The sequence below is a fragment of the Candidatus Pelagibacter sp. PS_23 genome (assembly GCF_059417905.1).
Genome location: NZ_CM182071.1, coordinates 1,162,096 through 1,174,229 on the forward strand (window position 1 = coordinate 1,162,096; position 12,134 = coordinate 1,174,229).

Sequence of the window (12,134 nt, forward strand, 5' to 3'; positions counted from 1 at the left end):
GGGCCGAAACCCCCTTCTTAAATTATTAAAAAGTTAATTAGATTTTAACTTTTCCAATTGGTCCAAACTCATTTTCATAAGCTAGTTTGTAATTAGGCTGATTCATCAGCAAGTACTTCATTACTTTCTTAGCGTATGCTTTTTGAGAGTCTACCACTTTTTTGAAGAATGCATCTTTTCCAGAGAATTCTCCAACAACTTTATCCCAACCTTTTAACTGTTCAGCTAAAATAGCATCAGATGTTTGGTAAACGTTAACCTTATGTGTGTTCATCAAATCAGCTAAACTGTCAGAATATCTAACAAGTGCTTTGAAGTAGTTATCTGAGTTAGCAGCATAAGCAGCGTTCTTCAAGATAGCTTGATGAGCAGGTGAAAGGCTGTTCAGTCTCTTCGTGTTCATAGGAATTTCAAACATCTCTTGAGATTGGTGGAAACTTCCTAAGTGATAGTGTTTAGAGACATCTTGCATTCCAAACTGTGAGTCTGATGTTGGGTTGTTAAACTCAGCAGCATCGATCAAACCAGTTTTCATTGCTGGTTGGATTTCACCACCTGGTAATTGTCTTACGACCATTCCCATAGCAGTTAAAACGTTAGTCGCTAGACCAACTGTTCTATACTTCATACCTTTAACATCAGATACTTTAGTTACATTCTTTTTGAACCAACCAAAAGGTTGTGCTGGCATAGGCATATGAAAGAATCCAGTGTAGTTATATCCAACACTAGCTACTGCTTCTTCATATAATTTTCTTCCTCCACCATACTCCATCCATCCCATAACTTCTTGAGATGACATTCCGTATGAAGGACCAGTTCCAAAAAGTGAAGCTGCAGCGTTTTTACCGTACCAATACGCAGTCACCCAGTGACCCATATCAACGATTCCATCGCTTACCGCCGCTCCGATTTCTGAAGTTTTAACAATTGCGTTTACAGGCTGAAGATCAATTTTAAGTGATCCACCTGACATATCGCTAACCATGTTACAGTAGTCTTGCGCCATTTCAAAAAAGATGTTTGCGCCTGAAGGCCAAGCAGCTTGCATCTTTAATACAGTAGCGTGAGATCCTGCAGTTGCAATATTTGGCATTGCAACAGTTGCTGCAGCTACAACACCAGCTTTAGCAGCAGTCTTAAAGAACTTACGTCTTGAAGAAGTTGAATTCTTCAATGATTTTTTTTCTTTAATCATTATTTTTCTCTCCTTGTTATTTATATTAGTTAATTAACTGGTATGATTTTAAGCACAAAACAAAATCAGAGTCTAATGAATAGTGTTTAGTTTTGTTGAAAAAACACTTGTTATATAAGGCTAATTCAATGGTACGACTATTATAACTACAACTTAAAATTGCATTATTTTTTAAATGTTAAGCTTGCCCACAAGCTAAACCAGTCTGATTTATATTTTAGTTTTTCTATATAATTTGCTTTGTCCAACTTAACTGCACTCAATAAATAGGTTCTATTTTCAAAAATCCTTATTTTTCCTACTCCATTTGGGTTTGTTTTTACAATTTCCTTGTAGCTATTTTCTTCATCTCTACTGAAGATAGTAATTTGCCAGTTTTCTAGAGGATTGCCCTTTTCAAATAGTTGAAACTCAAATATCTCCTCCTTTAAGTTATATGGTGAAGTTAAAGCAATAATCTCAAAGTCTAATTTTGGCTTTTGAATAAAAAAACTTTTATTACCATTTGTCATTAATGCTTTTGCAAATCTTCGATAACTCTCTGTGGGCAGCTTATTTTTATCAAATTTTTCTAAAGTGCTTTCAAAATTTTGCTCTTTTAAGAAATCTTCAAACTTTTCAATAGATTCGTATTTTAAGAATTCATAATTTGTTTCATAATTTAAAATATGAAAACCTTTATCTAAAATTAATGTTTGAATTGCAGGAAAATTTCCATCTCTTTGAGGTAAATTTATTACTTTATTTTTGTTTTCTAAATATAAATTTTTTTTATTTGGATCATAGTAACCAAATGGAGAGCCATTAAAATTTTGGCCTACCTTAATATGTATCTTGGACACTTCATTATTATTAAATTTAAAATTAATTGGCTCAAGCCATAATTCATGTGCGTATGAATTAAATTTCAAAAAAGTAATAAATAATAAGACTACAAAAAAATAAAAAATCTGCTTTAATAAGTTAATGTTTTTTAAGATATTTATATTTTTATTATTTTTCATACAATCATCTTATGCTCATGAATTGCGTCCAGCAATTGCAAATCTCAATATTTATGAAGAAGACAATATCACAAATGCCACTTTATCAATCCGATTAAATCTTGAGGCTATTATTGCAGAAGTAGACATAAATCACTCGAATACGAAAGAATCTAAACAATCTGATAAATATGAAAGCTTAAGAAATATGAGTGCAGTTGAGTTGCTTGAAAAATTTAATTCTAAAATAAAAAACCTTCAAAACAAAATTTATTTAATATCAACTAACTCTAATTATAACTTAGTTCTACTGAATATAGATATACCTGGGGTTGGAAATACCAACGTTGCTAGGGATACTATTGTTGATTTTGATATTCAAAATATAAAGGATGAAGACTTAAAATTTTTTTGGGACAAAAATTTAGGATCAATTATTTTACGAGTTAATTCTCCTAATAATGAAGATTTATATTCAAAACTAATCGCGACTGGTAAAAAATCAGACTGGTTTAACCCTAAAAATAAAAAAGAAGTAGATTTTTTTGATAATATCAGATCATACACTCATTTAGGGTTTAAACACATAATACCCAAAGGTTTAGATCATATCTTGTTTGTATTAGCCTTATTTTTGTTAACACCCAAAATAAAACCTTTACTGCTACAGGTATCAATATTTACATTGGCTCATACAATTACTTTATTTTTAGGTGTATTAAATTTAATTAAAATTCCATCTGTTATTGTGGAGCCTATTATAGCTTTATCTATTTGTTTTATTGCTATTGAAAATTTATTTACTGAAAATATAAAAAAAACGAGACCTTATATAATTTTTATTTTTGGATTACTTCATGGTTTGGGTTTTGCTGGTATTCTAAATGAAATTGGAATTTCAGATGGATTATTTATTTCAAGTCTAATTTCTTTTAATGTGGGTGTTGAACTTGGGCAAATTAGTGTAATTTTTTTATCTTATGTTTTTATAGCATTGTTGTTCCAAAAAAGATTATGGTATCGTAATAAAGTTACAAGACCTCTTTCATTAATTATTGCATCCATTGGTCTTTATTGGTTTATTCAAAGATTATTCTTTTAAATAAAATTGATATGAAATATTTTTTTATATTGTTTATACTTTTTTTACCTTTTAATTCTTTTACAGAAGAAAAAAAACTAGAACATTTTTGTAAAATGGACACTAAATTTTATGAGACAGACAAAAATGAATGGAGCCAAAAAACTATAGACTATGATTTTTATATTTCAAATAATGATGAGATTAAAATTTTTGATAAAGAAGTAAAAAGATATCTTTTTTCTTTAGAAATTATCCTGAATAATGAAAAAGCTTTAGTTGGTCATTTTTTAAATGAAAAGATGATTAATACTTTTACGTTTAATAAAATTACTCGTTATGCAAAATATTCTAATACTTATTATAATAAACAAGGTGGTGGACAAATAGGTGTTGGTGTATGTTTTCCAAAAACAGTTTAATTGCTTAACTTAATTCGGTTCTGATAATTCTATCTCTGGATCAAATACTTTAACTTTTATTCTTGAATACCATTCTGAAACATTTTCAATATCTTCGTTTGATAGCATCTGAGCTATCATGGTCATTTGAGGATGTTGTAATTTTGCAGACTTATAATTTTTAAGCTTTATTTTTAGATAATCTCTTTCTTGTGCATATATATTTGGTACTGCACCAGAATTTCCACCAGATTCGGCTTTACCACTCACACCATGACAACCAGAACAAATATTTTGGGCAATTTCTTTACCAGCTTTAAGTGTTTCCGTTAAATTAACTTCTGCAGCTAATTGAGGGGTACTCAAAAGTGATAAAGAAAATATAGCTAATATAATTAATTTCTTCATACTCTTTATTAATTCATCCGAGTATGGCTAATAATTTTAATAGCTTCTACAAGTTTTGCTTCACCATCCCTTAATTTTCCAGCATCACAAAGGGCTTTACCTTCATCTTTAAGGGCATTTATTTTTGTTAAACTTGAATCTGTATACTGATACTGTTTTTTTCCATAAGGTCTTTCAGATTCTTTCCAAATAGACTTTTGATAATATTTACACAGATAATCAGGAGCGTTTAATGATGCCTGATATTCTTTTTCAGTAATACATTTACTTCTTACAATTTTATATTCTCCATCCTTTGTCCAAGTACCAAAACCTGTGCATACTTTTTTTTCATCTGTATTTGCAAAGCTTACTCCCGTGCAAATTGCTAAAAATGATATAATTATTAAAATTTTTTTGATCATAATTGTTTCCTTTAAATTTTTGTTTAAAAAAAAGGACCGGAGATTAAGCCGGTCCCTAATTTATATTTTATTAACCTTCGTATTTGATTCTGTATACTACTCCAGCTTTATCATCTGACACTAGTATAGAGCCATCAAAGTATTGTTGAACATCAACTGGTCTACCTAAGTAAGTGCCCATTTCAGTCATCCAACCATCAGCAAAAGGTTCTGTCTTTTTAGCATTGCCTTTTGAGTCTAGATAAGTAACCATAACTCTAGCACCTCTAGGTTTTACAGCATTCCATGAACCATGTTGTGCACTAAAAATTGCATTATGGTATTTTTTTGGAAACTGTTTTCCAGTATAAAACATCATTCCTAAGTCAGCAGCATGTGCAACCATCTCAACTTGAGGCTTAACATATCTATCAGCATCTTTTTTTGGAATTGTTTGTCCTTTATACTCATTGGTTCTAACTTCTCCACCACCAGTATACGGGTGACCATACCACATGCCCATTTTAGGCATTCTGTTTAGCTCACCTGGAGGAGTTTCATCTCCCATACCGTCAACTTGGTTATCAGTAAACCATAAAGATCCATCTTTAGGATTAAAAGCGTGACCAACAGAATTTCTTATTCCTGTTGCTACAACTTTTCTATCAAGGTCTCCTGGGAAACGATTAAAGCTAATCATTCCACCAATTCCAGTTTCTTGATATAAATCCAATTTATCAGCTGGAGCTACGTTGTGAGGCTGACCTAAACTAACATAAAGTTTATTGTCTGCTTTATTAACAGCACAAACTCTAGCCGTGTGGTTATAAGATTCCTCCTCAACTGGTATCAAATTACCTTGATCAATAATCGGTACAGCTACAGTGTCAGGACTTTCCATAAAATATTCAGCAGCTGGGAACCATAAAACTCTGTTTCTTTCTGCTACATACAAATGGCCATCATCACTAAAACAAACACCATTGGGGATATCAAACTTAACTGTTGGAGCAAACTGCTCTACAGTATCTGCAATATCATCCATGTCTCTATCAGTTGCTTGCCAAACCTTATCTTTTCTTGTTCCAATCCATACTGTTGTTTTGTTTCTTGCAACAGCCATGTGTCTTGCATCAGGTACTATAGCAAACACACTAATTGAAAACCCAGCAGGCAAATTAATATTTGGCAAAATGTTTTTTTTAACATTTGCAGCAAATTTAGTATCCTGTGGAATTACAATTGCTTGTGTAGCGTCGCCTGATTTATACATACTACTTAACTTTTTAATTGTTGCCTCATCACCAGCAGCAAATACAGAAGTAGCAATTGAGCTTACGAACAAAAAAGTACTTAATGTTGAAAGTATTTTTTTCATTTTCTTCTCTCCTCTAATGTTAATTATTCAATGATCAAGCTTCTCTCAAAACAGAACAAATGTGAATAGGTAAAATTTATATTAATTCCTATAAACGTTATAAAAAATAATAACTTTCAATTCCAAGTTGTATTAATTAACTTTATTTTTGCAATTTCCTGTTTTGAAAAACTCATCAATATTGTCTATAGCTAGATTAGCCATAGCAATTCTTGTGTGCTTAGTGGCACTTCCAAGGTGAGGCAAAATAAAAACACTTTTAATCTTCAGATAGCCTGAATTTAAATTTGGTTCACCTTTATAAACATCAAGTCCTGCTGCATAGATTTTTCTTCTATTTAATGCATCTATTAAAGCTTCATCTTCAACAATGTCTCCACGAGCTACATTTGTTATAACCGCACCTGTTGGAAAATATTCTAATGTTTCTTTATTAATTAAATTTTCTGTTTTTTTTGTTGCGGGGCAACAAATTGACAATACATCTGAAACTCCAAAAAGACTTTTAATGCTATCATGATAAATGGCACCTTGTTCTTTTTCGTCACTTAATTTTGATCTGTTGTGATAGTGAATAATCATTCCTAAAGATTTTGCAATTTTTGCAATCTTTTGACCTATTCTCCCCATTCCTAAAATTCCAAGCCTCGTACCAGTTAACTGCTTTCCTATCAAATAATCTGCAGACCATTTCCAGCTACTTTCTTTTGCAGCCTGAATGCCCTCTGGAACTCTTCTACATGCTCCAAGAATTAATAAAATTCCAATCTCAGCTGTGGCATCAGATAAAACCTCTGGTGTATTAGTTACAGCTATTCCTCTTTTTTTGGCTGCTTCTAAATCAATGTTTCCAAATCCAACTGCAAAATTAGAAATTACCTTAATACTGTCTGGAAGTTTGTTTATGGTCTCCTCATCCATTTTATCAGTTAAAGAAGTTAATATTGCATCATGACCTTCACTTAATTCGATAAGCTTTGATTGAGAATATAATTCATCATTGCCATTAAATTTTGCATCAAACATTTTTGAAGCTTTGTCTTCAGATTCTTTTAACAATCTTCGTGTAATTAGAATTTTTTTCATAGTTAGTTTTTTTATAATATTTTTGGTTTTGGGCCACCAGTATACCAATCTAATATCTCAATGGTATGTAAAATTGGAGTTTTCGTTCCATTAGAAATTTGAGTAATACAACCAATATTTCCAGTTGATATAAAATCTGGTTTCAAACTTTCAATATTTTTTACTTTTTTGCTTAATAATTCTTTGGCAATTTCAGTTTGCAAAATATTATAAGTTCCAGCAGATCCACAACAGATGTGGCCTTCTGGAATTTCCATAATTTCATTATTTGTTTTTGAAAGTAATGACATGGGTTGACTGTGTACTTTTTGTCCATGTTGCATTGAACATGCAGAATGATAAGCAATTTTGTACTTCTTATCTTTTACTTTAAAATTTAATTTTAAATTAGTATCTAAATATTCAGAAACATCTTTTGTTAAATCAGAAATCACTTTTGCTTTCTTTCTCATTTCTTCATCATCTTTAAAAATGAAACCATAGTCTTTCATGGTAGTTCCACAGCCAGAAGTATTTGATAAAATAGCGTCTAAATTTCCTTTTTGATGTTCGTCATACCAAGTATTAATATTATTTCTAAAATCTTGGTGCGCGTCATCTTCTTTTCCCAAATGATGATTTAATGATCCACAACATCTGATCTTTTTAGGCACAACCACTTCAACTCCATGTCTATTTAAAAGTCTGATTGTTGCCTCATTAATTTGAGGAGAAATTTCTTTTTGAACACATCCAGTTAAAAGAGCAACTCTTGCAATTTTATTTTTCCCACTTACAGAATAAATTTCTTTTTGTTTTATAGTTTTTTTTGGAAAACTTGTCGGCATCAAATTCATCATATCTTTTATTTTTAATGGCATTAAAAATTTAAAAGGTTTAGCTAATTTAACCATATAACTTGCTAATCTAAAGTATCCTGTGTTTGGTAACACTACTGATAAAAAATTTCTAATTGTTCTATCAAAAAAAGATCTTTCATAGTTTTTTTCAATATATTTTTTACCATGATCAATGATGTGCATATAATTTACTCCAGCAGGACAAGTGGTCATGCAGCTATAGCAAGACAAACATCTATCTATATGTTTTACAGTTTTTGCTGTTGGCTTTTTTTGATTTTCCAACATATCTTTAATCAAATAAATTCTTCCTCGCGGTCCATCTAATTCGTCACCAAATATTTGATGGGTTGGACAAGTTGCATTACAAAAACCACAATGAACACACTTTTTAAAAATTTTTTCTGTTGCAGCGTTGTCACTGTCTTTTAATTGTTTTTCAGTAAAGTTTGTTTGCATTAAATTCCTCTATACATTTTTCCAGGATTAAAAATTCTTTTAGGATCAAAACTTTTTTTGATCTTTTCTGATATTAAAAGTCTTATATCGTCTACTGTAAAAATTGTTTCTTCGTAATCATATTCATCCGATGTCTTTATGATAGTTAAATAACCACCTAATTCTTTGGTCAATTTTTTAATATCACTAACCTTAGAGTTCTTTTTTGATTGAACCTCTATCCAATATAATGAGCCACACCAATCAATGTAATATTTATACTTATTACCTAAGAATTGCATCAACTTAGGGCCTTTCGAAGGAGGCACTACTACTCTTAAAAGGTTATTCTTTGTTGATTTGAATATTTCAAGATTATTTATTTTTTTCCAAAAAGGTGTTGATTGATGAACATCTAAAACTGTTGTATTCAGCTTACTAAGCTCCAGTTCATTTGTTAAAGCTTTTAATTTTTCATCTATTGAAATTTTATCTCCTTCTATTCTTAGTGCTAAAAATGAACCTTTGTATTTTAAGTCATTAAATTTAAAGACCATCTCTTTGTTTTGGTCATAATTTTCATCTTTGGGTTCTTCAGGAATATAAACAGCTCCAGAGACTTCGCTACTTGAACTAGATATCTTATCAAATAAATTTTTAACTAATTTTTTATCATCAGTATGTATAGTAATTGTATTAGATAATTTTTTTTTAGGTAGAACCTTCAATGTTATTTCAGTTAAAGCAACTAAAGTTCCAAAAGATCCTGTTACTAGTTTTGATAGGTCATAACCTGTAACATTTTTTACAACTGTCCCACCTGATTTAATTATATCTCCTTTACCATTCACACCTCTAAAACCTAATATGTGATCTCTTAAACTTCCTACTTTAAATCTTCGAGAGCCAGCAAAGTTACAAGCTAAATGGCCTGCAATGGTGCCCTTATTTGATTTTCCATTTTCAATAAATCCAAAATCAATAGGCTCAAAAGCTAGTTCTTGATTGTTTTTTTCTAACTCCTTTTCAACTAACTCTAATGGCGTGTTAGCTTTAACCTTAATATATAGTTCTTCAGGCAAATACTCAATTACACCTGACAACTTAGACATAGATAGTTTTTTTGCAGATTGAATGTTGTTACCAATAAAATTTTTTGAACCTGTGCCAATTATTTCTGTTGGTTGGTTTTTTTTGTAAAGTTCCTGAACTAGATTTGAAACTTGCAGCTCATCTTCTGGATAATAAGTATTATTAGAATCTTGGAAGATCTGGGAATTTTTCTTCATTTCTGTGGACATGTACCCTTCCTTCCTCTGCACATTTTCTTAATATTGGATAAACTTTTCCTGGGTTTAGTAAATTTTTTTCATCAAGCGATTTTTTAATATCTAATTGTTGTTGAATATCTGTATTATTAAACATCTCACACATTAGTTCTCTTTTTTCTACTCCTACCCCATGCTCTCCAGTGATCACTCCCCCTAATCTAACGCACGTCTTTAGTATCTCAGCTCCAAATTCCTCTGTTTTTCGCAGTTGTTCTTTATCACTTCCATCAAACATTATTAATGGATGTAAATTTCCATCTCCTGCATGAAAACAATTTGCTACAGGTAATTTGTATTTTTCAGAAAGTCTTTTTATTTCAAGTAAAGCTTCTGCAAGTTTTCCTCTTGGTATGGATCCGTCCATACAATAATAATCTGGTGCCATAGCTCCACATGCTGGAAATGCTGCTTTTCTACCTGCCCAAAATGATAGTCTTTCTTTTTCATTTTTACTCAATTTTAAACTTGAGCAATTATTTTTTTCACAAATACTTCTGACTTGTTTTAATAATTCATCTACCTCAGATTCGGTTCCATCTAATTCTACAATCAATAAAAGTTCTGCATCTCTTGGATATCCTGCTTTACTAAAATTATCTGTTGCCTCTATCAAAGCTTTATCCATTATTTCCATACCTGCTGGAACAATTCCACTTGAAATTATTTCCGATGCTGCATTTCCACCTTCTTCAATTGTTGGAAAGCCTATTAGCGCTGCTTTAACTACTTGAGGGTTTTTTAAAATTTTTACTGTCACTTCAGTAATCACTCCTAATAATCCTTCTGAACCACAAATTAATCCCATTAGATCATACCCTTCTTGATCAAGAGTTTTTCCACCAACTCTACAAACTGTTCCATCCATCATTACCATTTCAACACCTAAAATATTATTAGTTGTCGTTCCATATTTTAAAGAATGAACACCTCCAGAATTTTCAGCAACATTGCCCCCTATTGAGCATGCAAGTTGACTTGATGGATCTGGTGCATAGTAAAAATTTTTATGTTGTACGGCATGTGTTATTCCTAAATTTGTTACACCAGGTTGGGTTACTACACATTTATTTTCAAAATCAATTTCTATAATTTTATTAAATTTTCCAAGACTTAATAAAATTGCATCATTTAAAGGTAGAGCTCCGCCTGAAAGACCAGTGCCAGCACCTCTTGGTACAACTTTAATATTTTCTTTGTGACAAAACTTTAAAATGTTACTTACTTCTTCAGTGTTTTCTGGCATCACAACAGCGAGTGGTGTTTGCGTGTAAGCTGCTAATGCATCAGTTTCATATGGTTTAATATCATCTGCATGACTTAAAACATTTTCTGGATTGATAATTTTAGCAAGATTTTTAAAAATATATTCTTTTTTATTGATCGTTGCTTTGTCAATCTTTGGCAGAACTAATTCACTCATTAGTCTTAGCCTAGCATTTTTTTGATATTTTCCAATGCGTTAGATATGTTGTCTTGTGAAGCTGCAAAGCTAAATCTTACGTAATCTTGGCAAGTTTTACCAAAAGCTGTTCCTGGAACTATTGCTACTCCTGCTTCATGCATACATTTTTTTGCAAATTCTGAACCATTCATTCCTGTTCCAATAACTTTAGGAAATGCATAAAAGGCTCCTCCTGGTAAACTGCATTCCACACCTGGTAAACTATTTAAACCTTCGTGAATCAATTTCCTTCTTTGATCAAATTTTACCATCATTTCATGGATTGCATCATCTGGTCCGTCTAAAGCTGCAATTCCTGCAAATTGTGACGGAGCATTAACACATGAAACACTATTAATAATTAGTTTATTTACATGTGGTATTAATTCTTCTGGCCACACACTCCATCCCATTCTCCATCCAGTCATGGCGTAAGCTTTACTCCAACCATCTAAAACAATTAATCTATCTTGCAGGTCAGGATAATTAAAAAATGTTGGCATTTCTTTTCCATCATAAATTTGTCTACTGTAAATTTCATCGCTAAGGATTGCTACATGAGGATGTTTTTTTAACCCTTCTGCTAAAACATCTATTGCAGATTTTTCAACAAAACTTCCCGTTGGATTATTCGGGTTAATTAATATTAACAATCTAGTTTTATCTGTAATTAAAGATAGAATTTTTTCTGGATCAAATTTTAAATCTTTATCTTCTGTTAAGTCATAAGGGACTGGAGTTGAACCTGTATAATTAATCATTGATTCATATATTGGGAATGCTGGTGTTGGATGTATAATTTCCGCACCTGGCTCCCCAAAACATTGTATCGCATAATACATTGTTGGTTTCCCACCTGGCATTATCAATACTCTTTCAGGGTCAATATCCTTATTATAAAGTTTTTTAATTTTTCTAGTAACAGCTTGTCTGCACTCTAAAATTCCGTTTGATAAAACATATCCATGATGACCCTCATCTAATGCTTTTTTTGCAGCATCTACTACGTGTTGGGGTGTCTTAAAATCAGGCTGACCTAGACCTAAGTGGATCATTGGTTTGCCTTGTGCTTCTAATTTTTTTGCTTCAGCTAAAACACTAAATGCAGATTCAGTTCCTAGTCTTTGTAAATTTTTTGCTAATTTCATAATAATTTAATTCTAATAT

12 protein-coding genes are annotated in these 12,134 nt (G+C 31.3%); 2 read left to right on the forward strand and 10 right to left on the reverse strand.

Annotation, left to right across the window (positions count from 1 at the left end; translation table 11 throughout):
- Window positions 1-37: 37 nt before the first annotated feature.
- Both AC5SLY_RS06155 and AC5SLY_RS06160 read right to left on the reverse strand, forming a co-directional pair.
- Window positions 38-1,198, reverse strand: a complete 1,161-nt coding sequence (locus tag AC5SLY_RS06155; RefSeq protein WP_494598748.1) for a TRAP transporter substrate-binding protein — start codon at window positions 1,196-1,198, stop codon at window positions 38-40.
- A gap of 164 nt (window positions 1,199-1,362) precedes the next feature.
- Window positions 1,363-2,202 (reverse strand): DUF4198 domain-containing protein, encoded by an 840-nt coding sequence (locus AC5SLY_RS06160; protein WP_494598749.1) that lies wholly within the window; start codon window positions 2,200-2,202, stop codon window positions 1,363-1,365.
- Between AC5SLY_RS06160 and AC5SLY_RS06165 the strand changes: the two genes are divergently transcribed.
- Together AC5SLY_RS06165 and AC5SLY_RS06170 are read left to right on the forward strand one after the other, a co-directional pair.
- Window positions 2,165-3,283 carry a HupE/UreJ family protein gene (locus tag AC5SLY_RS06165; protein ID WP_018413635.1) on the forward strand — a complete coding sequence of 373 codons (1,119 nt, stop codon included), beginning with the start codon at window positions 2,165-2,167 and terminating at the stop codon, window positions 3,281-3,283. The two genes, AC5SLY_RS06160 and AC5SLY_RS06165, sit on opposite strands and share 38 nt — an antisense overlap.
- 11 nt (window positions 3,284-3,294) lie before the next feature.
- Entirely contained in the window at window positions 3,295-3,684 is a 390-nt protein-coding gene (locus AC5SLY_RS06170; protein ID WP_494573995.1) for a hypothetical protein, read from the forward strand.
- A 9-nt stretch (window positions 3,685-3,693) separates the two neighbouring features.
- On the opposite strand, the gene AC5SLY_RS06175 is transcribed toward AC5SLY_RS06170, so the two are convergent.
- The 8 genes from AC5SLY_RS06175 to AC5SLY_RS06210 form a co-directional block, all read right to left on the reverse strand.
- Window positions 3,694-4,071 carry a c-type cytochrome gene (locus AC5SLY_RS06175; RefSeq protein WP_006997640.1) on the reverse strand — a complete coding sequence of 126 codons (378 nt, stop codon included), beginning with the start codon at window positions 4,069-4,071 and terminating at the stop codon, window positions 3,694-3,696.
- An 8-nt stretch (window positions 4,072-4,079) separates the two neighbouring features.
- Window positions 4,080-4,475 (reverse strand): hypothetical protein, encoded by a 396-nt coding sequence (locus tag AC5SLY_RS06180; RefSeq protein WP_006997639.1) that lies wholly within the window; start codon window positions 4,473-4,475, stop codon window positions 4,080-4,082.
- Between the two features lie 70 nt (window positions 4,476-4,545).
- Complete coding sequence (locus tag AC5SLY_RS06185; protein ID WP_006997638.1) at window positions 4,546-5,832, reverse strand: PQQ-dependent sugar dehydrogenase; 1,287 nt, start codon at window positions 5,830-5,832, stop codon at window positions 4,546-4,548.
- A gap of 132 nt (window positions 5,833-5,964) precedes the next feature.
- Window positions 5,965-6,918: a 2-hydroxyacid dehydrogenase gene (locus AC5SLY_RS06190; RefSeq protein WP_494598750.1), complete on the reverse strand. Its 954-nt coding sequence runs from the start codon at window positions 6,916-6,918 to the stop codon at window positions 5,965-5,967.
- Between the two features lie 11 nt (window positions 6,919-6,929).
- Window positions 6,930-8,216, reverse strand: a complete 1,287-nt coding sequence (gene glcF, locus AC5SLY_RS06195) for a glycolate oxidase subunit GlcF (protein WP_494598751.1) — start codon at window positions 8,214-8,216, stop codon at window positions 6,930-6,932.
- Window positions 8,216-9,484: an FAD-binding protein gene (locus tag AC5SLY_RS06200; protein WP_020168906.1), complete on the reverse strand. Its 1,269-nt coding sequence runs from the start codon at window positions 9,482-9,484 to the stop codon at window positions 8,216-8,218. The genes glcF and AC5SLY_RS06200 overlap by 1 nt, the downstream gene beginning before the upstream one ends.
- The gene (locus tag AC5SLY_RS06205) at window positions 9,450-10,946 is read right to left on the reverse strand and encodes an FAD-linked oxidase C-terminal domain-containing protein (RefSeq protein WP_011281593.1); all 1,497 of its coding nucleotides are present in this window, start codon (window positions 10,944-10,946) and stop codon (window positions 9,450-9,452) included. The genes AC5SLY_RS06200 and AC5SLY_RS06205 overlap by 35 nt, the downstream gene beginning before the upstream one ends.
- 5 nt (window positions 10,947-10,951) lie before the next feature.
- Window positions 10,952-12,115, reverse strand: a complete 1,164-nt coding sequence (locus AC5SLY_RS06210; protein WP_006997633.1) for a pyridoxal phosphate-dependent aminotransferase — start codon at window positions 12,113-12,115, stop codon at window positions 10,952-10,954.
- Window positions 12,116-12,134: the final 19 nt, after the last annotated feature.